General features: G+C 67.7%; 22 protein-coding genes. 9 read left to right on the top strand and 13 right to left on the bottom strand.

Annotated features, from left to right (window positions below; translation table 11 throughout):
• Window position 1 precedes the first annotated feature (1 nt).
• Window positions 2–805, bottom strand: coding sequence for an SDR family oxidoreductase (locus tag MAY35_RS18430; RefSeq protein WP_238422752.1), 804 nt, complete (start codon window positions 803–805; stop codon window positions 2–4).
• A 177-nt stretch (window positions 806–982) separates the two neighbouring features.
• On the opposite strand from MAY35_RS18430, the gene MAY35_RS18425 reads away from it, so the two are divergent.
• A complete protein-coding gene (locus tag MAY35_RS18425; protein ID WP_238422751.1) occupies window positions 983–1,525 on the top strand; it encodes a dihydrofolate reductase family protein in 543 nt (180 codons plus the stop codon).
• An 11-nt stretch (window positions 1,526–1,536) separates the two neighbouring features.
• On the opposite strand, the gene MAY35_RS18420 is transcribed toward MAY35_RS18425, so the two are convergent.
• The 8 genes from MAY35_RS18420 to MAY35_RS18385 form a co-directional block, all read right to left on the bottom strand.
• Window positions 1,537–2,823, bottom strand: coding sequence for a hypothetical protein (locus MAY35_RS18420; RefSeq protein ID WP_238422750.1), 1,287 nt, complete (start codon window positions 2,821–2,823; stop codon window positions 1,537–1,539).
• Between the two features lie 190 nt (window positions 2,824–3,013).
• Window positions 3,014–4,183 carry a hypothetical protein gene (locus MAY35_RS18415; RefSeq protein WP_238422749.1) on the bottom strand — a complete coding sequence of 390 codons (1,170 nt, stop codon included), beginning with the start codon at window positions 4,181–4,183 and terminating at the stop codon, window positions 3,014–3,016.
• A gap of 264 nt (window positions 4,184–4,447) precedes the next feature.
• Window positions 4,448–4,897: an ATP-binding protein gene (locus MAY35_RS18410; RefSeq protein WP_238422748.1), complete on the bottom strand. Its 450-nt coding sequence runs from the start codon at window positions 4,895–4,897 to the stop codon at window positions 4,448–4,450.
• A gap of 4 nt (window positions 4,898–4,901) precedes the next feature.
• Window positions 4,902–5,333, bottom strand: a complete 432-nt coding sequence (locus MAY35_RS18405) for an STAS domain-containing protein (protein WP_238422747.1) — start codon at window positions 5,331–5,333, stop codon at window positions 4,902–4,904.
• Between the two features lie 213 nt (window positions 5,334–5,546).
• The gene (locus tag MAY35_RS18400) at window positions 5,547–6,734 is read right to left on the bottom strand and encodes a lipase family protein (RefSeq protein ID WP_238422746.1); all 1,188 of its coding nucleotides are present in this window, start codon (window positions 6,732–6,734) and stop codon (window positions 5,547–5,549) included.
• Between the two features lie 111 nt (window positions 6,735–6,845).
• Complete coding sequence (locus MAY35_RS18395) at window positions 6,846–8,369, bottom strand: acyl-CoA synthetase (protein ID WP_238422745.1); 1,524 nt, start codon at window positions 8,367–8,369, stop codon at window positions 6,846–6,848.
• Between the two features lie 69 nt (window positions 8,370–8,438).
• Entirely contained in the window at window positions 8,439–9,071 is a 633-nt protein-coding gene (locus tag MAY35_RS18390) for an LGFP repeat-containing protein (protein WP_238422744.1), read from the bottom strand.
• A 68-nt stretch (window positions 9,072–9,139) separates the two neighbouring features.
• On the bottom strand, window positions 9,140–10,693 hold the full coding sequence (locus tag MAY35_RS18385) for a flavin-containing monooxygenase (protein ID WP_374237979.1): 1,554 nt from the start codon (window positions 10,691–10,693) through the stop codon (window positions 9,140–9,142).
• A gap of 134 nt (window positions 10,694–10,827) precedes the next feature.
• On the opposite strand from MAY35_RS18385, the gene MAY35_RS18380 reads away from it, so the two are divergent.
• Entirely contained in the window at window positions 10,828–13,068 is a 2,241-nt protein-coding gene (locus MAY35_RS18380; RefSeq protein WP_238422743.1) for a molybdopterin-dependent oxidoreductase, read from the top strand.
• 96 nt (window positions 13,069–13,164) lie between these two features.
• Here MAY35_RS18380 and MAY35_RS18375 read toward each other — a convergent pair whose 3' ends face one another.
• A complete protein-coding gene (locus MAY35_RS18375; RefSeq protein ID WP_238422742.1) occupies window positions 13,165–13,821 on the bottom strand; it encodes a fasciclin domain-containing protein in 657 nt (218 codons plus the stop codon).
• 171 nt (window positions 13,822–13,992) lie between these two features.
• On the bottom strand, window positions 13,993–14,574 hold the full coding sequence (locus MAY35_RS18370) for a DinB family protein (protein ID WP_238422741.1): 582 nt from the start codon (window positions 14,572–14,574) through the stop codon (window positions 13,993–13,995).
• 138 nt (window positions 14,575–14,712) lie between these two features.
• Between MAY35_RS18370 and MAY35_RS18365 the strand changes: the two genes are divergently transcribed.
• The gene (locus tag MAY35_RS18365) at window positions 14,713–15,366 is read left to right on the top strand and encodes a pyridoxamine 5'-phosphate oxidase family protein (RefSeq protein ID WP_238422740.1); all 654 of its coding nucleotides are present in this window, start codon (window positions 14,713–14,715) and stop codon (window positions 15,364–15,366) included.
• Between the two features lie 52 nt (window positions 15,367–15,418).
• Here the strand turns inward: MAY35_RS18365 and MAY35_RS18360 are convergent, their stop codons facing one another.
• A complete protein-coding gene (locus MAY35_RS18360; protein ID WP_238422739.1) occupies window positions 15,419–16,993 on the bottom strand; it encodes an AMP-binding protein in 1,575 nt (524 codons plus the stop codon).
• Between the two features lie 96 nt (window positions 16,994–17,089).
• On the opposite strand from MAY35_RS18360, the gene MAY35_RS18355 reads away from it, so the two are divergent.
• Both MAY35_RS18355 and MAY35_RS18350 read left to right on the top strand, forming a co-directional pair.
• Window positions 17,090–17,893 carry a LuxR C-terminal-related transcriptional regulator gene (locus MAY35_RS18355; protein WP_238422738.1) on the top strand — a complete coding sequence of 268 codons (804 nt, stop codon included), beginning with the start codon at window positions 17,090–17,092 and terminating at the stop codon, window positions 17,891–17,893.
• Window positions 17,894–18,011: 118 nt separating this feature from the next.
• Window positions 18,012–18,899: a DUF5995 family protein gene (locus MAY35_RS18350; RefSeq protein WP_238422737.1), complete on the top strand. Its 888-nt coding sequence runs from the start codon at window positions 18,012–18,014 to the stop codon at window positions 18,897–18,899.
• Between the two features lie 243 nt (window positions 18,900–19,142).
• Here the strand turns inward: MAY35_RS18350 and MAY35_RS18345 are convergent, their stop codons facing one another.
• Entirely contained in the window at window positions 19,143–19,418 is a 276-nt protein-coding gene (locus MAY35_RS18345) for a Rho termination factor N-terminal domain-containing protein (RefSeq protein WP_101822725.1), read from the bottom strand.
• Between the two features lie 354 nt (window positions 19,419–19,772).
• Between MAY35_RS18345 and MAY35_RS18340 the strand changes: the two genes are divergently transcribed.
• The 4 genes from MAY35_RS18340 to MAY35_RS18325 all read left to right on the top strand — a co-directional run bounded on the left by MAY35_RS18340 (window position 19,773) and on the right by MAY35_RS18325 (window position 24,262).
• Window positions 19,773–20,861 carry an S-(hydroxymethyl)mycothiol dehydrogenase gene (locus tag MAY35_RS18340; RefSeq protein WP_238422736.1) on the top strand — a complete coding sequence of 363 codons (1,089 nt, stop codon included), beginning with the start codon at window positions 19,773–19,775 and terminating at the stop codon, window positions 20,859–20,861.
• Complete coding sequence (locus MAY35_RS18335) at window positions 20,858–21,490, top strand: MBL fold metallo-hydrolase (protein ID WP_238422735.1); 633 nt, start codon at window positions 20,858–20,860, stop codon at window positions 21,488–21,490. The genes MAY35_RS18340 and MAY35_RS18335 overlap by 4 nt, the downstream gene beginning before the upstream one ends.
• 278 nt (window positions 21,491–21,768) lie before the next feature.
• The gene (locus MAY35_RS18330) at window positions 21,769–23,136 is read left to right on the top strand and encodes an MFS transporter (protein WP_238422734.1); all 1,368 of its coding nucleotides are present in this window, start codon (window positions 21,769–21,771) and stop codon (window positions 23,134–23,136) included.
• A 223-nt stretch (window positions 23,137–23,359) separates the two neighbouring features.
• The gene (locus MAY35_RS18325) at window positions 23,360–24,262 is read left to right on the top strand and encodes a hypothetical protein (protein ID WP_238422733.1); all 903 of its coding nucleotides are present in this window, start codon (window positions 23,360–23,362) and stop codon (window positions 24,260–24,262) included.
• Window positions 24,263–24,312: the final 50 nt, after the last annotated feature.

The following is a 24,312-nucleotide window of genomic DNA, read 5'->3' as shown; positions in this document are numbered from 1 at the left end:
ATCACTGCCCGCGGAGCGCGGTCTGATAGCGCCGCATCCCGCGCAGCCAGCGGTCGTAATCGGCCCCCTTGTGCCGATACATCTCGAGGACCTCGGGGTGCGGCAGGATCAAGAATCGTTCGTCGGCAACGGCTTCCAGGACGATGGCAGCCACCGCGCCGGGGGTGAGCACGGCGCCTGCGGTCTCGACGGCGCGTCGCATCAGCTTCTGGTCCTCGGTGACGGAGTCGTCGTCGGACCGGAGCAGTTTGGTGTCGACGCCCATCGGGCACAGGCAACTCACCCGGATGCCGTCGTCGCCGTGGGTGATGTTGAGCCACTCCGCGAAACCGACCGCCGCATGCTTGGTCACCGAATAGGGCGCATTGCCGATCTGGGTGAGCAGACCCGCCGCCGACGCCGTGGAGACAAAGTACCCGCTGCCGCGCTCCACCCACTCCGGTACCAGCCGTCGCGCCGCTCGGATGTGGGCTCGGAGGTTGATGTCGAGTGTGAGGTCCCAGACGCTCTCCTCGGTGTCGACACCGCCGCCGACGCCCACGCCGGCATTCGCGAAGTACAGATCGACGGGTCCGAAGCTGCTCTCCGCCAACCGAACCGCCGCATCGATGTGATCGTCGCTCGACGCGTCGCCGCCGATCGCCGCCGCGGAGTCGCCGAGCGCGGCGGCCACATGGTGTGCGGTGGCCTCGTCGAGGTCGGTGACCACGACCTTCGCGCCCGCGTCAACCAGAGCGTGGGCGATCGCCCCGCCGATGCCGCCGCCTCCGCCCGTGACGATGGCCACCTTGCCTGCGACGTCCATGGAACTCCTCTGTTCGGCTGGTGTGTCGATCCAGAGTTACCAGACAAGCGGGGGCTTCGACAGGCTCAGCCGGCGGGAGGGGGCTCAGCCGGCGGGGCCACGACCGCCGATGACTTTCCGGCGGTGGCCCGGTCTGACATCGTGACACTCACTCATCGAGACGAACGAGGAAACGCCATGGGAAAGATCCACGTCCACGAATTCATCACCCTCGACGGAAGCTACGAGGACCCGAGCTTCACGATGCCGTATGGATTCGCCGACGGCATGGGTGAGGTGCTGAACTCGTTCATGAGCAGCTGCACCGGGATTCTCCTCGGGCGCAACACATTCGAGATGTTCGCGCCGGCGTGGTCCACCCGGACCGCCGCCGACGACCCGGGCGCGCCCTTCTTCAACGACACCACCAAGTACGTCGTGTCGTCGACTCTCGAGTCCGCCGAGGGTTGGCAGAACTCCGAGGTCCTGGGACCCTACGACGCCGACCGCATCCGGGAGCTCAAGCAGGACCGCGACCTCTACATCAGCGGCAGCGGAACGCTCGTGCGGGCGCTGTTGCGCGACAAACTGATCGACGAGCTCCATCTGCTGGTCTACCCGGTGGTCCTGGGGTCCGGCGCGCGGCTCTTCGACGGGCTCGCGGACATCCCGCTCACGCTGGTCGATTCGGATGTCTTCGACAACGGGGTCGTGCACCTGTCCTATGGTTCGGCGGGCTGAACCGCCCGGACTCAACTCTCGATGGACCGTTCCGGCGATCCGCCCGCCAGTTCCATCGCGTTCAGGAGTATCCGGGCGAGCCGCGCGTAGGCGCGGTGCTCGGCTTCGCAGAGGGCGATCTCCTCGTCGCCCAGCTCCGCCCGGCGGGCCAGGGCGAGACTGTCCATCCAGTCCCGCATCTCCGCCGCGCAGATGTCGAAGAACTCGTGCACCCTCTCGGGGTCGTTGCGGCAGGCGATGAGAGCGCTGCCCGGCCGGAGGTTGGAGTCCTCGCGGTGGGCCACCCGCAGGAGGACCTGCAGCGCGCTGGGGAGGCGATCACCGCGGAGTCGGCGTGGCAGCTTGTGGTTCTCGTCGGCCTCGAGGCGTCGGACCATGTCGCGTCGGGCGCCCTGGGTGAATTCGTCCCAGCGTCGGAGGGCGGCGACGAGGTTGGCGGGGCTGAACACGGCGACGTCGATGCGGCGCTGCGCGTAGACGAGTCCGTTGCGCACGACCACAGCGATCTCGGGCCACCGCGGGGAGAACTCCGTCACGATCGAGCCCACCACCGAGGGGGCGGGCACCTTGGAGCTGAGGATCGTCACGAGCTCCAGCGCGCGGCCATCGCGCGCCGGTCGCAACAGCGAGGTGTGCGTCGCCCGCAAGAAGATGGACTTGCGCGGGCTGACCACCACGGGCCGGCCGGTCGCCGCCATGGCGGCCCGGACCAGTTCGACCAGATGGTCCTGCGACTGCGGCACCACCCCGCCCTCGGCCGGCGCGTCGACGGGCCGGGTGAGGGAGGCGAAGCGGATGGTCTCGGCGTCGACGTGGCCCCGTCCGGCATCGGAGACGTCGCCGGCGTCGAGATCGGTCGTGGGTGTCGTCGAGTGGTGCCGGGCGAAGGACGGGTCGCTGATGCTGACGAAGGACGGATGGATCACGCCCCAGACCTCGCGGAGTGCGCGCACCGCGGCGGCGGAAAGGTCGGCGAAGCGCGCCGGGTCGACCTCGTAACAGAACGCGCTGCGTCCTTCGAGACGACACCACCCGCGGTCGACGATGTAGGTCGCCTGGCGCATCCACCGGTCCTTGTCGGTCCAGGTCAGGTCTCCCGCGGAGATGGTGCACCGCAGCCGGGCCGATTCGCCGGGCTGCTCGACGACGGCGAAGGTCATCCGACGCCGCCAACCGCCCGCGGCCGCCTCGACGACGGCGAGCGTCTGTCCCGGGACGAGCTGGGGCACGCGGGTGGAGAGGGTGTCGGCGAAGTCCCGCCAGGCCGCCTCGAGGACGGCATCGAAATCGGGGGACATGCAGTCTCCTACTGGGTGTTGCGTGAGCGCGGGACGTGTGCGGACCGGGATCCGAATACTACGACGCCGCGATGACACCCGGGACGGGATCTACCGCGGTGTCCCGCGCGTGGCGCGTGGCGAGTCAGGGCGGCGGAGAATCACCCGCACGGACGACGTGTGTGACGCGCCGATCATCGGCGAGATGAGCTCACTTGGCCGACGGACGACGGTCGGCGGTGTCGTCATCGGACAACACGACGACCCGCAGCGCGGCGCGGAGATTGTGCGTCGTGGCCTGCCATGCGTCGGCTTCGTGCCGGCACGCGTCGGCCTCCACCGAGTCCGACGCGGCGGCCGCGTCGACGGCCGAGCGGCGCCAGGTGAGGTACTGCTCCTCGCTGGTGTGGATGTAGGAGAGGATGTCGGTCTGGTTGTGCCCGCAGATCTTCGCGACCTCCCGCGCACTGAGCGACCGACCGTCCGGGTCGAGCTCCAGCAGTGTCTGCAACGCGTCGGGCAACCGGCCGCTGTTCGTGACCGACACGGGGGCACCCTCGGTGACCTTCGAGATCACGCTGGGCGCGCAGTCGGCCAGGAAGCTGAACCACTCGGCGAGCGCCGAGCTCAGGTTGTGGGGATGGTAGACGGCGCATTCGACGGTCAGGGTCGCGAACACCTCGTTCTCGAGCAGGTGCACGCGGACCGCGGAGCCCATCGTCGGCTGCGCGGCGACCACGTCGGCGGCGCGGCGGCGGTCGGTGATGTCGCCTGCGAGACGCGCGAAGAACTCGAGTCGTGGCGCATCCGAACGCGGGCTGAGCCACGAGGAGACCGGTTTGGTCGGGAGGGCGATGTCGCCGTCGGCGTCGGTCTGGATCCGGCACCCCGTCAGGTCCTCGAGTGACCCGACGAGCAGGGCGCGCAGGTGATCGGCGTCGAAGGGCTGGACGGCCACCTCGATCTGCGGCTCGGGCCGGGCCGCCGGGCTGTGGTCGAGGAACGCCGGGTGGACGACCTCCCACACCTGTCGGAGCGTCTGCACGGTCACATGGGCCAGCTGGTCGACGCGGCGCCTGCCGACCTCGAAGATGTGGGTGTTGTTGCGCAGGCGACGCCAACCGAGTGCGGCCAGCATCTCGACATGCTCGGCGAAGTGTTCGGGGGTGGGGTGCAGGTCGGCGTCGTCGATGGTGCAGCGCAGCCGACGCGATCCGGTGACCGAGAACCGGAGCGTGCCGTGGGGGCCCTCCGGGATCGTGGGATCCTGCTGGATGGTGAGTGTGGCCCCGGTGTCGAGGTGAGACAGGCGGTCGCCGACGTGCAGGGCGAACGTACGCCAGGCATCGTCGATGTTCGAGTCCACGGTGAAGTCGGTCATGTCGACTCCCTTCTTCGCGCTGACCTGCGTGCGCATGTCTGCGGTGTCAGATCGGAGAACGGCTCGACAAGAGCTATGCGATGGCCGGCCCCGAACCTGCCTTCGGGTTCAGGTTAGGCGACTTCGCCGACAGACTTGGTCGGTTGATCAGACTCGCGCCCGAATCCCTGCCCGAACCGTACCCCGATGGTCGCCGACCGGCAGACTCAGGCGGGGTTTGCCGGCCGGGATTCCCCGAACCGACGAACGCGCCGAGGCCCGCGATCAGACCCGCGCGCCGTCGCGGACCAGGTGCCAGCGGAGGGTCACTGCGGTACCGGATGGCCCGGTCGTGACCTCGGAGTCGTCACTGAGAGCGGTGAGCAGCGCCAGGCCGCGCCCGCGGAACTGATCGGAGTGTCCCGGCTTCCAGGTGCCGGTGTCGGTGACCGCGGCCTCCAACTCGCCTGCGGGCGTCACCCGGGCGCGGACCCCGATGGAGCCCGGCGCTTCCTGGGAGGCGTACGCATGTTCGGCGGCATTGGCGACGGCTTCGTAGACCGCGAGGATGATGTCGCTGCGCCGCTCGGCGTCGACGCTGATTGTGGCGTCGAGCCACTCGGAGAAACGCAGGCGAAACCGGTAGGCGGACTCTGGAGTCGCGGCGACGGACAGCTCGAGGCCGCCGTCGGGGTCCCCGGGTCCGGGTCGGTGTGCCGATGAGATCAACGCCATGGGGTCATCCGGCCGGGCGGTCGACCATTCCCTCAGGGCAGGTCATGGCCGTCACCGCTGCGGTGAGCGTCGGGTACAGGATCATGGTCTGGTCGAGCCCCATGATGGTCAGCGGTCGGGTGGTCGCCGGGCCCGCGGCGACGACCCCGAACAGTCCGTTCGGCGCGATCGCCTCGTGTGCCGCGACCAATGCCGCCATGCCGGCCGAGGCCAGGAACTCGGTGGAGGTCAGGTCGATGATGAGACCGCGGGGGCGTCCACTGAGCGCCTGTGACACGGCTTCGGAGAGCTGCGGGGCGGTGAGGACGTCGATGCTGCCCTCCACCGTGAGGATCACCAGTTCCTCGTGCGCGACCGAGACCACCGACATCAGCGCGCGTCCGGCGCTGACACCGCTGTCGTCGACGATCACAGCCTCAGGATTGTCTGCCTGCATCGGTGGCGGCCCTCTCTCCTGGGGACGGGCTCGCCTGAGGCGATCCGTCCGACAAAGACATGACGGCAACTGCTTCACCGGTGTGACCATCCTGCCACGGGGTCACATCTCGCGGCCAGCGAGGTGTGTCCAGTTGTGCCCGTTTCGTTGCGTGTCACGGCCGGAGAGACTATGCAGCAACCTGTTTCGGAAATTCGATGACAGGATCTCGGATCAGCGTCCGAAGAGACGGCCGAGGAAAGGGATGGTGTCGGCCTGCGATCGGATCAGCGTTCCACTGTGGTCGCTCGGATATGTCCGGAACGTCACCGGCGCTCGATTGGCCGTGAGCGCGGCGACGTAGGCGGCCGTCGTCGGGTAGGGCACGTCGGTGTCGAACAGGCCGTGTCCCATGAAGAACGGCTTGTCGAAGCCCCGCTCGGGCATGCCCATGTAGCTCGCGAGCGTCGACGCGAATCCCGGCAGGCCGATGAGCGGAGCGCTGAAGAAGTCCCCGAGCGACACGCCCCGCAGCTGGTCCTCGAATTCACCCACGCACTGCGTCTCGGCGAGGGCCAGGTACTTGCGGCCGGTGGGTGTGAGGAGGCGGTCGATGCCCAGCTCCGGGTGCGCGTACCGCAGACTCGCGGCGATGTAGCTGACGTACGCGGTGAGCGCGGGCGAGATCGCGATCGGTGGCACCCCGGGTCCGGCGACCTGCACGAGGCGTTCGATGTAGGCCGGTGTGCCGGTGCCCACCGCTCCGCGATAGTCGAGGTCGGCGCCGCCGAAGGCCGTCGCGTGGCGCGCGGTGTAGATGGCGGCGCCACCGCCCTGGGACTGGCCGACGACCGCCCAGGATCGCGACAGGCGCTGGCCGACCGGCAGGGTCGACGTGTACTCGCGCCCGGCGCGCACCATGTCGACGACGTTGTGGGCGGTGGTCCGTCCGTCGAGGTAGGCGTGCAGGCCCGGGGTGCCCAGCCCGGCGTAGTCGCTCGCCACGATCGCGTAGCCCTGCTGCATCCATCTCGCGAGGTAGGGCAGGTCGCGTTCGGGCAGACCCGGACCCCTCACCGACGGTGCGCAGTCGTCCCCGAGCCCCGACGTCCCGTGGGCCCACGAGATGACCGGCCAGCCGCCGCGCGGAGCCGTTCCCTGCGGGATGAACACCGTCCCGGTGCTGAGGGCCTTCTGTCCGAACGTGTTGGTGGTGACGTAGGTCAGCACCGTCGCGCGGGCCGATCCGGGCACCCGGAACTGGGGTGCGAGGTCCCGTGAGGCGACGACCGAGCCGACGTCTCCGGTCGGCGGTGAGGCGGTCGCGGATCCGGCGGCGAGGGCCCCCGAACCCCCGATCGCGACCGCCGCGCACGCGATGAGTGTCAGAGCCCTGCGGTGCCATCGAGTCACGCGTGTCACCGTACTGCGAACCGATCCCGACCGTCCGACCGCTTCCGAATCCCGTGATGACGCACGGCTGTTCGAGAAGCGGGAACGGATCCGGTGCGGGCGCCGGGCGTCACCGCGGAGTCACTGTGTGCGGAGTTCGCGTTTGAGAAGTTTGCCGCTCTGATTGCGGGGCAGCTCGTCGACGAAGCGCACCCGCTTGGGGACCTTGAACGGCGCGATCTGCGCCCTGACGTGCTCGATCAGCGCGTCCTCGGTCACCGATTCGCCGTCCCGCAGGACCACGACCGCGGTGATCGCCTCGATCCACTTGTCGTCCGGTTCCCCGATGACGGCCACCTCCGACACCGCCGCATGTGTGTAGAGGGCGTCCTCCACCTCGCGTGAGGCCACGAGGATGCCGCCGGTGTTGATGACGTCCTTGATCCGGTCGACCACCGTGATGAAGCCCTCGGCGTCGCGGGTCACCAGATCTCCGGAGTGGAACCATCCGTCCCGGAACGCCTCGTCCGTCGCCGCTGGGTTCTCCCAGTAGCCGCGGCACAGTTGCGGCGATCGGTAGAGGATCTCGCCGGGGACGCCGGGTTCGACGTCGTGGCCGTCGGCGTCGACCACCCGTGTCTCGACGAAGAACACCGGCCGTCCGCACGACGACGCCCGGTCCCCGTGCTCCTCCGGCCGGAGAACCGTTGCCAGCGGGCCGATCTCGGATTGGCCGAAACAGTTGTAGAACCCCAGCTCGGGGAAGCGCTCGCGCAGTCGGTTCAGGACGGTGACCGGCATGATCGACGCGCCGTACTGCGCCTTGCGCAGGGACGAGAGATCGCGGGTGTCCAGGTCCGGATGGTTGGCCAGCGGCACCCAGACCGTCGGCGCGAGGAAGAGTGAGCCGATGCGTTCGGCCTCTATCCGGCGCAGGATCTCGGGGATGTCCGGGGTGGCCATGAGCCGGACGGTCGCGCCCACCGACAGGTACGGGAGCAGAAAGACGTGCATGCCCGCCGAGTGGTAGAGCGGCATGGCGATCAGCGGGTTGTCGTCCGCTGCGAAGTCCAGGGCGATGACCGACGAGACGTACTCACTGATGAGCGCCTGATGAGTCATCATGGCGCCTTTCGGTTTCGACGTGGTGCCCGAGGTGTACAGCAGCTGCGCCAGGTCGCTGCCCCCGGCCCCGGAACCGGGCTCGGGCGCCTCGTCGGACGTCGACGACGCCAGAAGGGAGTCGGTGGCGTCGCGGAACGGGATGACCCATTCCACGTCGGCGAGATCGCCGCGCACCTCGTCGAGAGTGCCGGCCAGTGCCGGATCGACCAGCACCGCGCGTGCCCCCGACTGGGCCGCGAGGTATCGGAGTTCTTCGCCGCGCAGCGCGTAGTTGATCGGCACGTGCACGAGTCCGGCGCGGCAGCAGGCCAGGAATCCGATCACGTAGGCATCGGAGTTGGTGCCGTAGGCGGCGACCCGATCGCCGCGTCGAAGACCGTTCGCCAGCAATGCTGCGGCGGCCCCGTTCACCGCGTCGTCGAGCTCGCGGTAGGTGTGCGACCGGTCCTCGAAGATCAGGGCCGTGCGCTCGGGGTGCCGGGCGGCCGACCTGCGGAGTATGCCGTCGATGGTGTTGGCGGAAGACGAATCCGTGGACATGCCCCCGACGGTACTAGGACATCCTAGTGAACAGAAGCGGTTGTCGTCTTCGTCCCGGAGTTGCGTTGTTCAGGGCCAGAAGATGGTGCCGTTGAGGAAGTCCTGGGCGAACCGGCCGCCCGGCCGGTACTCACCGCCGAGGGGGACGCCGAAGTACCCGCCCGCACCGCCGGTCTGTTGCCACTTGAGCAGGATCTGACCCCAGACGATCTGCGCACCGCCGGACTTGGACCAGGTGACCACACCGCCCTGGAAGTCGTTGCTGCGTCCGCTGCCCGACTTGTACTCGTTGGTCGTCGGGAAACCCAGGGCTCCGCGTTCTGCCCCGGCTCGCTGCCAGCGGGCACGGATGGCGCCACCCACCTGATGTGCAGTCCCACCGTCGACCGCCGGATGCCAGTAGAACGAGGTGTCGCGCGAGAAACTCTGGTAGCGCCCGCGTTTGGCGGCGGCGCGCTCGGGGCCGGTCGGCACACCCCACTTGAAGAAGCCGCCCGTCTGCGCGTAGGCCTCCTCGATCTTCCCGCCGACCAGGTGGCCGTTGATGATTCGGTCGGCCTGCGCGGTCGGCGCGACGGCGACGAGCGAGAGCACCGTGCCGATGACCACCGCGATCATGAGGGCGAACCGGAGACGCGGCCGGTTGGGGCCGGGAACCGGATCGTGGGAGTCCTGCCGCAACGAAGAAGTCAGAGCACTCATGCGCGCGATAGTACGGGCGTACCGAGAAGCCCGCCGTGTGCCCCGGCCCGCACGACGTCGGCGACGGGTCAGACCCGTCCGAACACCATCGACTCCTCGACCTTGTTCCTGCGGTGATCGATGGCGTCGCGGTAGTAGTTGTGCCGGACCTGCCAGTGGCCTCGGGTGCCGGACTTCGGCAGCGCGTCCGGCGACCGTTCGACATAACCGGCCTTGAGATCCCACAGCGGTCGCGCGCCCATGGGTTCGGAACCGAGGTGCGGGTAGGCGTGCGTGTAACCGTTGACGCGCATGTGCTTCACGAGATCGGCCACCGCACGCGCGGTCATGTCCGCGCGGAGCGTCCACGACGCGTTGGTATAGCCCACCGACCAGGCCAGGTTGGGCACGTCCTCGATCAGATAGCTCTTGAAGACGAAGCGGTCGTGCGGTTTGACCTCGGCACCGTCGACGCGCAGCCGCGTACCGCCGAAACCGAGCAGCTGCAGACCGGTGGCGGTGACGATGATGTCGGCGTCGAGGTGGCGTCCAGAGGTCAGCAGGACACCCGACTCGTCGAACCGGTCGATGTGTTCGGTGACCATCTCGACCGAACCGCCGGTGATGTGGTCGAACAGGTCGGCGTCGGGGACCATGCACATGCGCTGGTCCCATGGGTTGTAGGCCGGGTTGAAATGGACGTCGACCGGATAGTCCTCGGGCAGATTCGCCACGACGTTGCTCCGGATCAGCTTGCGTCCGAGCGACGGGAAGCGGTGGGTGAGGTGCACGATGGCGGCGGTCTGTGTCGCGTAGCGGGTGCGGATGACCTTGTGCGCGGCGCCCGGTGGCAGCAGACGCTGCACCAGCGGGGCGAGGTACTGCTTCTGCTTCGACGAGAAGATGTACGACGGTGATCGCTGCAGCATCGTGACGTGCTCGGCCTGCTGGGCCAGGCTGGGTATCAGGCTGACCGCCGTCGCCCCGCTGCCGATCACGACGACCCGCTTGCCCCGGTAGTCCAGATCCTCGGGCCAGTGTTGCGGGTGGACGATCGTGCCCGCGAAGTCGTCGGCCCCGGTGAAGCGCGGGGTGTAGGGATTGTCGTAGTCGTAGTACCCGGTGGCGAAGATGACGAAGCGTGCGCGCCGGGTCTCCATACGCGTCTCCGTACCCCCGTCAACCCCGTCAACCCCGTCGACCTCGACGCCGAGCGTCCACGTGTCGGTCGTCGAATCCCAGTCCGCGGTGACCACATGCCTGCCGTGGCGGATGTGCTCGTCGATCCCGAACTTGCGGGCGGTGTGCTCGATGTAATGACGGATGTCCTCGCCCTGGGCGAGCGCGCCGGGCTTGCGCCAGGGCTCGAACGGGTAGCTGAGCGAGTAGATGTCGCTGTCGGAGCGCACGCCCGGGTAGCGGAACAGATCCCACGTGCCGCCCATCCGCGCACGCCGCTCGAGAACCAGGTAGTCGGCGTCGGGATTCTGCTCCCGCAGCCGGTACGCGCAGTCGATGCCGGACAGGCCGGCGCCGATGATGATCACGTCGTGCAGGGGCGGCTGCGGGTCGTCCGCCGGTGCCGCGCCGGCGCTCTCCGGATCGGTGCCGATCGTCGGATCGGTGATGTCGCTGTCGGTCACATGGACCTCCTCGGGAGGGATGCCTCGGTTGCTGTCATCATGCAACACTTGTCATCAGATGTGAACGGAATCACATCGAACCGCTGGCCAGCCCACTGTTCGTGCCGCGGTTTTCCGAGTCGAGGGGACGCGTCATGGCGTTGGAGAAGCACACCTATTGCCGGATCTGCGAGCCGCTGTGCGGGATGATCGCCACCGTCGAGGACGATCGGCTGATCTCGTTGCGGCCCGACAAGGACCACCCGTTGTCGAAGGGTTTCGCGTGCCCCAAGGGGATCGCGTTCACCGAGATCGTCAACGACCCCGACCGCCTGCGGCACCCGCTGCGCCGGCGGCCGGAAGGCGACTTCGAGCAGATTTCCTGGGACACCGCGCTGTCCGAGATCGGCGACCGCCTGGTCGACGTGCACCGGACCCATGGCGCCGGCTCGATCGGGTGGTACTTCGGCAACCCCGCGACGTTCTCCACGGGGCACACCCTGTGGACCGCTATCTTCATGAATCTGCTCGGGACCCCGCACGTGTACTCCGCGGGGTCGCAGGACGTGAACAACCGATTCGTCGCGAGCCACTTCCTCTACGGCAATCCGGTCACCGCGCCGATCCCCGACATCAACCGGGTCGACTACCTGATGATCATCGGCGCCAACCCGATCGTGTCGCACGGCAGCGTCATGAGCTCGCCACGAATCCGGGAAGGGCTGCGGGCGATCACCGCCCGCGGCGGAACGGTGCTCGTCGTCGATCCGCGCCATACCGAGACCGCGCGCGAGTTCGACTGGCAGCCGATCACCCCCGACACGGATGCCCTGTTCCTGCTCTCGCTGCTGCACGTGATGTTCGACGAGGGGTTGGCCGACGAAGACCGGTTACGGCGGCAGGCACGCGGTGTCGACGAACTCAAGACGACGGTCGCGGCGTATGCACCCGAGGTGACCGCCGCGCGCACCGATATCGATCCGGGGCGTGTTCGTGAGATCGCCCGGTCGCTGGTGTCGACGCAGCGGGCTGCGGTGTACGGCCGCGTCGGCACCTCGCTCGGGCGCACCGGCACGCTGACGACAGCGCTGCTGGACATGGTGAACCTCGTCGCCGGCAACCTCGACGTCGTCGGCGGATCCATGTTCGGCGACCTCGGCATCCCCGGGCAGAAGCTGGGAGTTACTGCGCTGCAGAAGGTCTCGACCTTCCGCTGGGCGGGGCGTCGGAGCCGGGTGGGGAATCTCCCACAGGTCTTGGGGACGGCCCCGGCGTCACTGATGGCCAAAGAGATCACCACACCCGGCAAGGGGCAGCTGCGCGCCCTCTTCGTCAGTGCGGGCAACCCGGTGCTCTCGGTGCCCAACGGTGACGAGTTGCGTTCCGCGCTGGACGAACTCGATCTGACGGTCTCGTTGGACATCTACCGCAACGAGACGAACGCGCACGCCGACTACATCCTGCCGGCGACGACGATGTACGAGCGTGAGGACTTCCTGCTCCCGTTCCAGGCCCTGTTCACCACACCGTTCAAGCAGGCGACCGAAGCGGTGATCCCGCCGCAGGGTGAGGCCCGCGAGGAGTGGACGGTGATCAACGAACTCGTCGGAGCGCTGGCATCGCAGAACCTGTTGATCCGGTCGTTGCACACCACCAACACGCTCGCGCGCCGGTTCGGGCGACCGGTGACGCCGCGACGGGTCTCGGATCTGGTGATCCGGCTGGGTCTGGGTGGTGACCGGTTCGGACTGCGGCGGGGCGGTCTCAGCTATCGGCGGCTCATCGAGGAGCATCCGCACGGCGCCGTGGTCGCGGATGGTCTTGCCCCCGGTCAACTTTCGAAGAACATCACGTTCCTCGACGGCCGTATCCGTCTCACCGCACCGGAATTGATGGCGGAGATCGACCGGCTCGAGGTCGAACCCGACTCGGGATTCCCGTTGCGCCTCATCGGGATGCGCGAGATCCGCTCGGAGAACAGCTGGCAGCACAACGCGCCGATGCTGCTCCGCGGCGGTCGCTCACACGCCGCCCGAATGCATCCGGACGATGCGACGAGTCGTGGACTGGCCGAGGGTGATCTGGCCACGGTGGAGTCCCGCCACGGCCGGATCTCGCTGCCGGTCACGATCACCGAGGACATCAAGCCCGGCGTCGTCGCGATCCCACATGGCTGGGGCCACAACGGTTCCGGGGGTTGGACACAGGCCAATGCCGCCGCGGGCAACGATCTGGGCACCGGGGGCGTGAACGTCAACGCGCTCATCTCCTCCGACCCGGCCGACCTCGAACGTCTTGCCGGGATGGCGAACATGACGGGTGTGCCGATCCAGGTCACGGCGCTCGACGACTCCCGTGTACGCGCGGGCGTGTCTGTGGGCTCCTCGCACAACTGAACGCGCACAGGAGCTTTGAGCATGACGATTCCCGGCGACGGGGTGTGTCGCCGGGAATCGAGTCGAAACGTGTTGTCAGCTAGGGGTGTAGCCGACTCACATACCGGCCGGGGGCATCAGCACGGTGTCGATCAGGTAGACCTGCGCGTTGGAGGTCATGACTCCACCGCACACGACTCCGGACTCGTTGACCTTCAGGTTGTCGCCCGAACCGGTCACGGTGACCTTCTGGCCCTCGAGCGTGGTGTGCTCGCCGACGATCTGATCCGGCGTGGCCTGACCCGAAACCACATGGTAGGTAAGGATCTTGCTCAGCAGATCGGAATCGGTCTTGAGCTGCTCGACGGTCTCCGGGGGGAGCTTCGCGAACGCGTCGTCGGTGGGTGCGAAGACGGTGTACTCGCCCTCGTTGAGGGTCTTGACGAGGTTGACGTCAGGGTTGAGCTGGCCGGACAGCGCCTGGGTGAGCGTGGTCAGCTCGGGGTTGGTCGCAGCCGCGGTGGCGACGGGGACACTGGACATACCGGTGACCGACGCGGGGCCCGAGGGATTCGCCTCGGCGTATGCCGCGCAGCCGGGTCCGACGAGGTTGGCGGCCGGATCGGCCGACGCGCTCATCGACGACATTCCGGTTGCGGCGCTTGTGGTTTCGTTGGACGAACCGGAGTCATCGCTCGAACATCCGGCGATCACGCCGACGGCGAGGACCAGTCCGGTCACCGCTCCTGCTACACGGGGAACTCGCTTGATCATCGTTGATCCAATCTTCACGGTGGGTGAGCTGCCCTGTCTGGCAGCCTCACTGACTCATTCGGGCCAGGTTCCCGACCGGATGGGTGGTTTGCGAAATCAATTGCGAATTCCCGGTGTCGCGCAGGTGGCGGTGCCGGGGTGGCCGACCCCTCGTGCCTCTCGGGCCGGCGTCTACTGGGCCCAGTCGGCGTCGGCCCAGTCCTTCGCCCAGTCCTGGCCCTCCGAGATGGCGCCCATCGTGTTCTGGCCGTCGAGCGCCTCGCGGATGATGTCGGCATGGCCGCTGTGGTGCGCGGTCTCGCGCAGCAGGTGGAGCATCATCGTCCGGATCGACGACCACTCGCGCTCGGGCGCCCACGGCGCCGTCGGCTGGGGGATCAGCTCGTCGAGGCTCGCGGCGTCGGCGATCACCCGGTCGAGTTCGGCGGCCGCGCGGTCGTAGGCGTCCAGCCACCCGGCGAGGGTCTCACCGTCGCTCATCTCGTACTCGGTGAGCGCCTGGCTCATGTCGAACTCCGCGTTCTCGTCGCGCTCGATGATGACCCGCGCTGCATTCTGTTCGCCGTGGGCGAGGTGCTTGATGAGTGCGCCGATCGTGAGCGTGCTGACGGTCGTCTGCTTGCGCGCGTCGTCGTCGGAGAGGTTGCGCGCGGTGATCTTCAGCATGTTGCGCTGGTCCTGCAGCACGGTCAGCAGTTCCTTCTTCTCTCCGGTGACCTCGACGCTGAGTTCCGCGGGGGTGTAGGTGCTCATGATGGTTCCTCTCGGTGGGTGTGAGGACCACGCTATGACCGATAGAGGACAGCTTCGGTCCTCAAGGAAACGTGTCCCTTGCGGCACCGAGTCAGCAATTCTGTTGAGCCGGGAGCCGGCGCGGGCGACCATGTGCGCATGACTTCGAACGGTGGCGAACACACAGACGCGACGTCGCCGCTCGCGTCCCTGACGCGCAAACCCGAGCGGTCCGCCGACCGTGCGTTGCTCAACGCACTGCTCGACGAGGCGAAGGTCGGGACGCTGAGTACCGTCGTCGACGGCCAGCCCTGGTCGGTACCGATGCTCTTCGCCCGGGACGGCGACTCGATCCTGCTGCACGGATCGACCGGGGCGGGCGCACTGCGTCACGTGGCCGCGGGTGCTCCGGTGACCTTCACGGTGTTCGTCCTGGACGGGCTCGTCGTCGCCGACACCCTCTTCGACCACTCGGCGAACTATCGATCGGCCGTGGTGCGCGGGGTCCTCGACGTCGCGCATGATGCCCGGGCGTCTCTGGAGGCGTTGTCCGACAAGCTCATTCCCGGACGGGTCGCCGAAGTCCGGCCGACGAACCGCAAGGAGCTGGCGGCGACCGTCGCCCTCACCTTGCCGATCGTCGACGGTCGGTGGATCGCCAAGGCCCGGACCGGCGGACCTGGTGGGGAGTCGACGGACTGGACCGGCGTCGTCCCCGTACGAACGGTGTACGACGCCCCGACCACCCACAGCGGCGACGCACCGCCGGCCTCGGTCCGGGCTCTCGTCGAGAAGACGCGCCCGGACCGCTGAGCCATGACCGGACCGTTGAGGTTGACCGGACCGTTGAGGTTGACCGGAGCGGTCAGCGCTGACGCAGCAGGAACCTCTGGATCTTGCCGCTCGGGGTCTTCGGGAGTGCGTCGACGAAGTGAACCGTCCGGGGATAGGCGTGCGCGGCGAACTGCGTCTTGACCAGTTGCTGCAACTCGGTTTCGAGTGCCTCGGAACCCTCGACGCCGTCGGCGACGACGACGAACGCCTCGAGCACCTCGCCGCGCAGTTCGTCCGGCCGTCCGACGACCGCGACGTCGACCACCGACGGGTGGGTGATAAGGACGCTCTCGACGTCGAACGGGCCGATGCGGTACCCGGCCATGATGATCACGTCGTCGTCGCGTGCGGTGAAGAAGTACCGGCCCTCGTCGTCGACGCGTCCGGTGTCGCCGGTGAGGTACCAGCGCCCGTCGGCCGAGTAGCGTTGCGCGGTCTTCTCCGGGGCGTCGAGGTAGCCCGAGAACCACATCAGCGGGCTGGCCGGGACGTCGATGGCGATCTGACCGTCGACGATGCCGGCCGCGAAGCCGGGCATGGGCTTGCCCATCGAGCCCGGGACCAGCGGCTCGTGGACGTCGTCGTGCCAGTGGTTGTTGATGAACATGCCGTGCTCGGTCTGGCCGTAGTGGTCGCGGACCTCGGTGCCGATCGATCGCAGCGCCCAGTCGATGACGTCCGGAGTCAGGGGTTCGCCCGCCGACGACGCCCGTCGGAGCGAGAATCCCGAGATACGCGGGTCCTTGCTGAGTGCGCGGTACACGGTCGGCGCGGCGGCGAAGTTGGTGACCGCGAGCTCGCCGAGGATCCGCGCGGTGAGCTCGGGGGTGAACCCCGCGCGCAGCAGCAGGTTGCGGCGCCCGGCGGCGAGCGGACCCAGGACCCCGTAGTAGAGGCCGTAGGCCCAGCCCGGATCGGCGGCGTTCCAGAAGACGTCGTCGGCACGGACGTCGAGTCCGAAGTGCATGTAGGCGACGAACGAGGCCAGCGCTTTCACCGGCACCGGAACGCCCTTGGGTGCTCCGGTGGTGCCGCTGGTGAACAGCAGGATGAGCGTTCCGTCGCCGCCGACCGCGACCGATTCGGCGATCGGCTCGTGCGCGGAGATGAGGTCCTCGAACTGCTCGCCGGCGACGAGGGCGGTGATGCCCTCGATCCCGTCGAGTTTGTCCGCCTGACCGGGCTCGGTGATGACGACCTTCGCATCACCCGCCCGCAGGCGCATCTCGATCGCGGGGGTCGCGAAGGCGGTGAACAACGGGATGTAGATCGCACCGAGGCGTGCGATGGCCAGCAGTGAGACGACGAGTTCCTCGCGTTTGCCCATGAGGACACCGACGGTGTCCCCGCGGCCGACCCCGAGTTCGGCGAGCGCCGACGCGAACCGCTTGGACCGCTCGGCGAGCTCGCCGTAGGTGACATCGGTGGTGACCGGGCTCGCCGAGCCGGCCGCGGCGCCGTCGGAATCGACCTCGATCACGGTGAACGCGACGGCATCGGGGTCGTGACCGTCGACGAGGAGTGCCGCCGCGTCGGCATCGGGCGCCCCGTAGGTCGCCATCCAGCGTTCGACCATCGCGGTGGGGGTCATGGTGGCCTGAGTCATCGGTGAACCTCGTTCTCGACTGAGTAAGCTGAGTCACAGTGTCCTCCGTGGACGGTCCCTGGAACACCCTCTGAAGAGGGGGAGAAGTGAGGTGAGATGCCCGAGCCGATCAGCGGGATCGTCACCGATGCGCTACGCCGGGTGCGCAAGTCCAGCGGGGTGCCGCTGGCGTTCGCGGGAGTACTGAACGGGCCGTCTCACCTGCGGCTACAGCACTTCGCCGGGACCACGGTCGGGGCCCTCAACGGGGTGTCGGTGGAGCTCGGGCACGGGCTGGGCGGCAAGGTCGTGTCGCTGAACCGGCCGATGGTCGTCGACGACTATCTCCGTACGCCGCGGATCACCCATCGCTACAACACGATCATCGAGCGCGAGGGACTCCGCGCCATGATGGCGGCCCCGGTGATCGTCGACCGGAGCCCGGTCGCGGTGATCTACGGGGCCCTCCACACTCCCGACCCGATCGGCGGCCGCATGCTCGACGTCCTGGCCATGGAGGCGCGGACCGTCGAACACGAGATCGTGGCGACACGCGCGCGTCTGGAACACGCGGCGCAGGACGAGGCCGAACTGCGCGACCGGATGACCGCGGCGTACGCGCGGTTGCGGACGTTGGCCGACACGGTCGACGACGCGCGCCTCGCGGACGAGATCGCCGCGATCACCGAGGTTCTCGTCGCCGCGGAAACGGCGCGCACCGCGCAGGTCGATCTGACCGGACGCGAACAGGACGTCCTGTCCCTCGCGGCTCTCGGCTACTCCAACGCCCGGATCGCCGAGACGCTCGGTGTCACCGTCTACACCGTGAAGGGTTACATGAAGGACGCGATGCGCAAGCTGGGGGCGTCGTCGAGGCTGGAGGCGGTGGTGACCGCCCGCCGGTCGGGGCTCCTGCCCTGACCCAGCGCGTCTCTGAGCCACCGCGTTTCGTAGCAACAATGCGCGCCATGTCCGCATTGTCACTACGAAATCCGGGTCAGAGGGTTCATCAGGGCGTTCGCGGGTATCACCGGGTTCCATGCGAGCACTTTCTGCGGCACTGGTGACATTGGGTGTGGTCGGAACACTTCTCGTCGCCGCGCCGGCCACGTCCTCGGCGGTACCGGCCGAGACGTGTGGCACCGAGCTCCGCCCGGCCGACCGCGAGCGGATCGTCGAACTCAGTACCTACGATCAAGATTCGCGGGACCTCCCGCTCGTGCAGCTACGACGCAACGTCGCGAAGCTGTACGGGATCGTCGACATACTCACCGACCGCCGCGACCGTCGCGGGTTGTTCGCCCTCGGACTGGCCGCAGTCGAACGCGACGCGGTGATGCCGCTACAGAACAATCCGCGCGTGTTCCAGACGCCACGATGGGCCCCGGTCATCAGTCTCGAACTCCTCAACCGGTTCCTCGACGCCGTGCGAGGCGAATTCGGCGGGGGACCGGTCGCGCCCCAGTGGCGGCACTACTTCGACATGGCCGACGATTGCGCGGTCCCCGGCCAGCGGGTGGCCATGGCCGGTTACAACTCGCACATCACCGTCGACCTGGCGTATGCGACCGCCGACGCCCGGGCGACACCATCGAACGCTCGCGACTTCTTCTTCATCGTCGACGCCATTGCTGCGCACGGAAACTCGATCGTCGCGGAAACACTGCGGGAGTACGGCGTCGACCTGGGTCCGATCTTCCGCTTCTACTTCGTGGGCGAGGGACTCGACCGGGTGGTCGGCGCCGGGCGGGCGACCGGCCCGCTGCTGCGCGCCGCCGACGTGGGCTACAACGTACTCACGTTCCGCAACGGCCTTGCACTCCAAGACGTCCGTGCGGCGGCAGGTGCGCGCGGCGACGTCAACGCGCTCTGGAACACCGGGGAGACCGCGCTCACGGCGTTCCAGCGTGTCGGGCTGGTTCGCTGATCGCTGTCCGAACGCCCGGGCCGAGTGCGGACGAACTCTGCGGAATAACTTGCCGGGGGGTGCGGTTGTAACCCTCGACGGTGACGGATCCACTGCCCCGGGTCCCACCCTTTTGCCGCTTCGAGCGGCCTGTTTGCCGAGAGGCGCACTGGCCGGCACCGTCCCTTTCCACACCGAAGCCGCCGATCCCCAGGGATCGGCGGCTTCAGTGCGTGCAGAGACCTTCAGGCCGGTGCCACCCGGTCAGTGATCGCGTAGCTTCTCGATCAGCTCGTCCTTTTTCAGGTCCGAATAACCGGAGAGGTCCAGCTCCTTGGCGCGCTTCTTGAGCTCGTCGACGGTCCAGTCCTCGTACGACCCGGACTTGCCGCCGCTCTTGCCGACGTCCGAGCGTGAGCTGTTGGCGGCGGCGTTGGCGATGCGGGCGGACTTCTCTTTGGAGTTCCCCTCGTCGCGGAGCTTCTCGTAGAGTTCGTCGTCCTTGACCGAGGGTCCGGGGTCCTTCTTGTTCTCTGCCATGATCTACCTCCTCGTGGTCGAGAATGTTGTGTCCGCCGCACGGTTGCCCCGGCGTGGTAGTCGCGAAACAACCGGAACCGGCTCGGACGCGGCGGCCCCGGTGTCCGCGATGGCCGAAACCGGGTCGACGCCGCGGATCGCGAGCCTAGGGTGAGGTCCGAGCAGGCCACGGCGGTCGATCAGAGTGGCCGGCGACTAACGAGAGTAGACGACGACTACTCCGAGTAGACCGAGGTCAGCCCTACCGATAAGGTTGTGGCGATGTGTTCCGGCGACACCACGACGCGTCGCCGTGCTTGCGAACACACGTCGGACACGGACCCCGAACAACGCAGTTGCGGAAGGAACCAACGCATGTCTCAGACAGTCAAGGGAGTCATCTCGCGCAGCAAGAAGGCGCCGACGGAGGTCGTCGACGTGGTGATCCCGGACCCGGGCGCGCGCGATGTCGTGGTGGCGATCAAGGCGTGCGGTGTCTGCCACACGGACCTGGCCTACCGCGAGGGCGGTATCAACGACGACTATCCGTTCCTGCTCGGGCACGAGGCCGCGGGTGTGGTGGAGTCGGTCGGCTCCGACGTGACCCACGTCGAGGTCGGCGATTTCGTCGTCCTCAACTGGCGCGCGGTATGTGGTCAGTGTCGTGCGTGTAAGCGTGGCCGCCCCTGGTACTGCTTCGACACCTTCAACGCCAGCGTCCCCATGACGCTGACAGACGGCACCGAACTGACCCCGGCGTTGGGGATCGGCGCGTTCGCCGAGAAGACGCTGATCCACGAGTTGCAGTGCACCAAGGTCAATCCCGACACCGATCCCGCGGTCGCAGGTCTGCTCGGTTGCGGTGTGATGGCCGGTATCGGTGCGGCGATGAACACCGGCAACGTGGGTCGTGGCGATTCGGTCGCGGTCATCGGCTGTGGCGGTGTCGGTGACGCCGCAATTGCCGGGGCGCGGCTGGCGGGTGCGACGACGATCATCGCGATCGACCGCGACCCGGCCAAGCTCGAGTGGGCCACGGACCTCGGCGCCACGCACACGATCGACGGGTCGAAGGTCGACGACGTGATCGCCGCGGTGCAGGAACTGACCGACGGCAACGGTGCTGATGTCGTGATCGACGCTGTCGGTCGGCCGGAGACCTACAAGCAGGCGTTCTACGCCCGCGATCTGGCCGGCGTCGTCGTGCTGGTGGGTGTCCCGACACCGGAGATGACCCTGGAGATGCCGCTGGTCGACTTCTTCTCGCGCGGTGGCGCACTCAAGTCGTCCTGGTATGGCGACTGCCTGCCCGAGCGGGATTTCCCGATGCTGATCGATCTCTACGAGCAGGGCCGTCTGCCGTTGGACAAGTTCGTCACCGAACGCATCGGTATCAACGACGTCGAGGCCGCGTTCTCGGCGATGGAAGCAGGCAAGGTCCTGCGATCGGTGGTGGAGTTGTGAGCGGCGAGTTGCGGATCGACAATGTCGTCACCTCGGGCACCTTCAGTCTCGACGGCGGCACCTGGGACGTCGACAACAACGTGTGGCTCGTCGGCAACGACGACGAGGTGATCATCATCGACGCCGCGCACTCGGCGCAGCCGATCCTCGACGGCGTCGGCAACCGCACGGTCAAGGCGATCGTGCTCACCCACGGCCACAACGACCACGTCACCGTCGCCCCGGAACTGTCGGAGGCCACCGGCGCACCGATCCTGTTGCACCCCGGTGACGACATGTTGTGGAACGACACCCATCCCGACGTCGCCCATCAGGACCTCGAAGACGGCCAGCGAATCAGCGTCGGCGGGACCGAGCTGACGGTCATCAACACCCCCGGCCACTCGCCGGGCTCGTCGGTGATCCATCTGCCCGAGGCCAAGGTGCTGTTCTCCGGTGACACCCTGTTCCAGGGCGGGCCGGGCGCGACGGGTCGTTCGTATTCGAGTTTCCCGACGATCATCGCCTCGATCACCGAGAAGATCTTCACCCTCGACCCCGAGACGAAGGTCTACACCGGCCACGGCGACGGCACCACCGTCGGCACCGAGGCACCGCACCTCGAGGAATGGATCAAGCGGGGTAGCTGAGCCACCCGTGCTCCCTGAGGCGTGAGGAGCGCAAGCGACGCCCCACCCTTGCTCCCTGAGGCGTGAGGATCGCAAGCGACGAGCCACGAAGGGCGGGAGAGGCAGGTCACCACGCCCTTCGTGGTTCGCTGCGCTCGCACCTCAGGGCGCGGGCCGGCGCGCGTAGCCCCGGGGAGCGGGGCCGGCGGGCGTAGCCCAGGGAGCCGGCCACCGCGCCACTCAGGCTTTTCTCAGGGGTCGAAACGAAGGGCTGATCCCGCAGGCGTAACGTCGCGCGGATGAGCGATTCCGCGGTCCGCAACATCGACCATCCCGACCAGGCGCCGGTACCCCGTAGCCGCATCGTGATCGCGTCGATGATCGGGACGAGCATCGAGTTCTTCGACTTCTACATCTATGCGACGGCCGCGGTTCTCGTGTTCCCGGTGCTGTTCTTCCCCAAGGGTGACGACACCGCGGCGCTGCTGTCGTCGTTCGCGACCTTCGGACTCGCCTTCGTGGCGCGACCCATCGGCTCGATCCTGTTCGGCCACTTCGGAGATCGCGTCGGCCGCAAGGCGACACTGGTGGGGTCGCTGCTCACGATGGGTATAGCCACCTTCGTGATCGGTCTGCTGCCCACGTACGACTCCGTCGGATACCTCGCACCGGCACTGCTCGCGCTCATGCGCTTCTGCCAAGGCCTCGGATTGGGTGGAGAGTGGTCGGGCGCAGCGCTTCTCGCGACCGAGACGGCCGAGAAGGGCAAACGCGCCTGGGCGGCCATGTGGCCGCAGCTCGGCGCACCGATCGGTTTCTTCTTCGCCAACGGCACCTTCCTGCTGCTGATGCTCGCCCTCGACTTCGACGCCGCGTCCGCCGACCCCGACCACGCCTTCATGACCTGGGGCTGGCGAATCCCGTTCCTGGCCAGCGCCATCATGGTGGCCGTCGGGCTGTACGTCCGGCTGAAGCTGACCGAGACACCGGTGTTCGCGAAGGCCGTCGCCGACGGCAAGAAGGTCAAGGCGCCGCTCGCCGAGGTCGTGAAGACGAGCTGGCGTCCGCTCATCGCCGGCACGTTCATCATGGTCGCGACGTACACGCTGTTCTACATCGTGACCACCTGGGTGATCTCCTACGGCACCGGCAAGGTGACCGACTCCTCGGGCGTGAAGCTCTCGATCAGCTACGTCGACTTCCTGCAGCTCCAGCTCGTCGCGGTCCTCTTCTTCGCCGCGTGCGTGCCGATCTCGGGACGTCTCGCCGACCGCTACGGTCGCCGCGCGTTCCTCATCATCATCACCGCCGCGATCATCGTGTTCGGCCTGTGCTTCCAGTGGCTGCTCGATCCGTCGTCGATGTCCGACGGGATGATGCTGTTCTTCCTGATCCTCGGTATGACGTTGATGGGCCTGACCTTCGGTCCGATGAGTGCGATCCTGCCGGAACTGTTCCCCACCAACGTCCGCTACACGGGCTCGGGGATCTCCTACAACGTCGCGTCGATCCTCGGCGCCGCGGTGGCCCCGTTCATCGCGACCTGGATCGTCGCCGACTACGGCGTCGGCTGGGTGGGTGTGTACCTCGCGGTGGCCGCGGTCGCCACGTTGATCGCGCTGCTCAGCGTCCGCGAGACCAAGTCGGTCGACCTCACCGAGGTCTGAGTCGCGGCTGCGATCGGGTGATCGCAAGGGTTGCCGAACCGGATTGACCGGTTCGGTCCGATCGGTTGCTGTGCGGCGAACCCGCGACCCGCTGTGAACTTTCGATGTAGTCTCACCATGTTGAAATCGTATCGTTGCAGGAAACCGCAAATGGTGCCTTGCACGAAGGTGACTTCGGTGGAAGGGGCGTGCGGTGAATGGAACGCGAGCTGTGAGGTCGGGTATGGCGCCACAGCAGACATGGCGTCGCGGGGTCCATCGTGGCGTGCGCTCGATGATCACGGTGGCAGCGACCCTGGCCGTTGCGCTGGCATCCGGGGCGGCCGTCGCCACAGGCGCCGCGCCGCCCATGACGCTGTACGTCCTGGATGACACAGGTGTGGGTTCGCTGGCCCCCGGAACCGGCAAACTGACCTCTCTCGCCGACAGCCACGGTGGGTACGACATCGCCGCGTCGGGACCGATGCTGTTCGTCACGAGAAACTACGACGGGACCGTCGTCGCGGTGCCCAAGACCGGCGGTGCACCCACCGTCATCGCGTCCGGCCTCGAGGTTCCCGAGGCCATCGCCGCGCGGGGTGACACCGTGTACGTCGGCGAATGGCGCACAGGCAGAGTTCTGGCGTTTCCGGCCGCCGGTGGCGCGGCACGCGTTGTCGCTGAAGGGATCGACAGACCCCGAGGCATTACCGTCATCGACTCGACCCTGTACGTCAGCGATTACGGTGCCGGTCGGATCGTGGCGATACCGGCAGCCGGGGGGTCCCCGAGAGTGGTCACGACCGGGTTGTCCGGTCCGCGTGGCATCACCGCGAAAGGCGAAACCCTCTTCATCGCGGAGTTCGGCCGTGATCAGATCGTTTCGGTCCCTGCCGCCGGCGGCGCAGCCACCACGGTGGCCACCGGGCTGAGCGATCCGCGAGGAATCAGCGCCATCGGCAGCACGGTCTACGTCTCGGAGTACGGCTACGCCAGTCCCCGGATCTTGTCCGTCCCGGCGAGTGGCGGCACCCCCACCACTGTGTTCACCTATCCTCCGCCGGCAACGAACTCACCCCTGGCGCTGGTCGCAGCCCCGTCGCCGCGTGCATCGTGCACCGGCAGTGTCTGTCTTCCTTCGCGGTAGGGCTCCGCAACGGTTGTCCGGCGGCCTCGGAGTGTCGGAGGCGCGGCGTA

Source organism: Gordonia sp. 'Campus', assembly GCF_022206305.1.
Taxonomy (GTDB): Bacteria; Actinomycetota; Actinomycetes; order Mycobacteriales; family Mycobacteriaceae; genus Gordonia.
This window is presented reverse-complemented; position numbering and strand designations above follow the sequence as displayed.

Excerpts from the sequence above, each read along its gene's own strand:
- MAY35_RS18375 (WP_238422742.1), bottom strand. The coding sequence starts at position 13,821 with ATGATCAAGCGAGTTCCCCGTGTAGCAGGAGCGGTGACCGGACTGGTC.
- MAY35_RS18415 (WP_238422749.1), bottom strand. The coding sequence starts at position 4,183 with ATGACCGACTTCACCGTGGACTCGAACATCGACGATGCCTGGCGTACG.
- MAY35_RS18365 (WP_238422740.1), top strand. The coding sequence starts at position 14,713 with ATGACTTCGAACGGTGGCGAACACACAGACGCGACGTCGCCGCTCGCG.
- MAY35_RS18410 (WP_238422748.1), bottom strand. The coding sequence starts at position 4,897 with ATGGCGTTGATCTCATCGGCACACCGACCCGGACCCGGGGACCCCGAC.
- MAY35_RS18330 (WP_238422734.1), top strand. The coding sequence starts at position 21,769 with ATGAGCGATTCCGCGGTCCGCAACATCGACCATCCCGACCAGGCGCCG.
- MAY35_RS18340 (WP_238422736.1), top strand. The coding sequence starts at position 19,773 with ATGTCTCAGACAGTCAAGGGAGTCATCTCGCGCAGCAAGAAGGCGCCG.
- MAY35_RS18390 (WP_238422744.1), bottom strand. The coding sequence starts at position 9,071 with ATGAGTGCTCTGACTTCTTCGTTGCGGCAGGACTCCCACGATCCGGTT.
- MAY35_RS18395 (WP_238422745.1), bottom strand. The coding sequence starts at position 8,369 with ATGTCCACGGATTCGTCTTCCGCCAACACCATCGACGGCATACTCCGC.
- MAY35_RS18370 (WP_238422741.1), bottom strand. The coding sequence starts at position 14,574 with ATGAGCACCTACACCCCCGCGGAACTCAGCGTCGAGGTCACCGGAGAG.
- MAY35_RS18430 (WP_238422752.1), bottom strand. The coding sequence starts at position 805 with ATGGACGTCGCAGGCAAGGTGGCCATCGTCACGGGCGGAGGCGGCGGC.
- MAY35_RS18355 (WP_238422738.1), top strand. The coding sequence starts at position 17,090 with ATGCCCGAGCCGATCAGCGGGATCGTCACCGATGCGCTACGCCGGGTG.
- MAY35_RS18345 (WP_101822725.1), bottom strand. The coding sequence starts at position 19,418 with ATGGCAGAGAACAAGAAGGACCCCGGACCCTCGGTCAAGGACGACGAA.
- MAY35_RS18405 (WP_238422747.1), bottom strand. The coding sequence starts at position 5,333 with ATGCAGGCAGACAATCCTGAGGCTGTGATCGTCGACGACAGCGGTGTC.
- MAY35_RS18350 (WP_238422737.1), top strand. The coding sequence starts at position 18,012 with ATGCGAGCACTTTCTGCGGCACTGGTGACATTGGGTGTGGTCGGAACA.
- MAY35_RS18420 (WP_238422750.1), bottom strand. The coding sequence starts at position 2,823 with ATGTCCCCCGATTTCGATGCCGTCCTCGAGGCGGCCTGGCGGGACTTC.
- MAY35_RS18425 (WP_238422751.1), top strand. The coding sequence starts at position 983 with ATGGGAAAGATCCACGTCCACGAATTCATCACCCTCGACGGAAGCTAC.
- MAY35_RS18325 (WP_238422733.1), top strand. The coding sequence starts at position 23,360 with ATGGCGCCACAGCAGACATGGCGTCGCGGGGTCCATCGTGGCGTGCGC.
- MAY35_RS18360 (WP_238422739.1), bottom strand. The coding sequence starts at position 16,993 with ATGACTCAGGCCACCATGACCCCCACCGCGATGGTCGAACGCTGGATG.
- MAY35_RS18380 (WP_238422743.1), top strand. The coding sequence starts at position 10,828 with ATGGCGTTGGAGAAGCACACCTATTGCCGGATCTGCGAGCCGCTGTGC.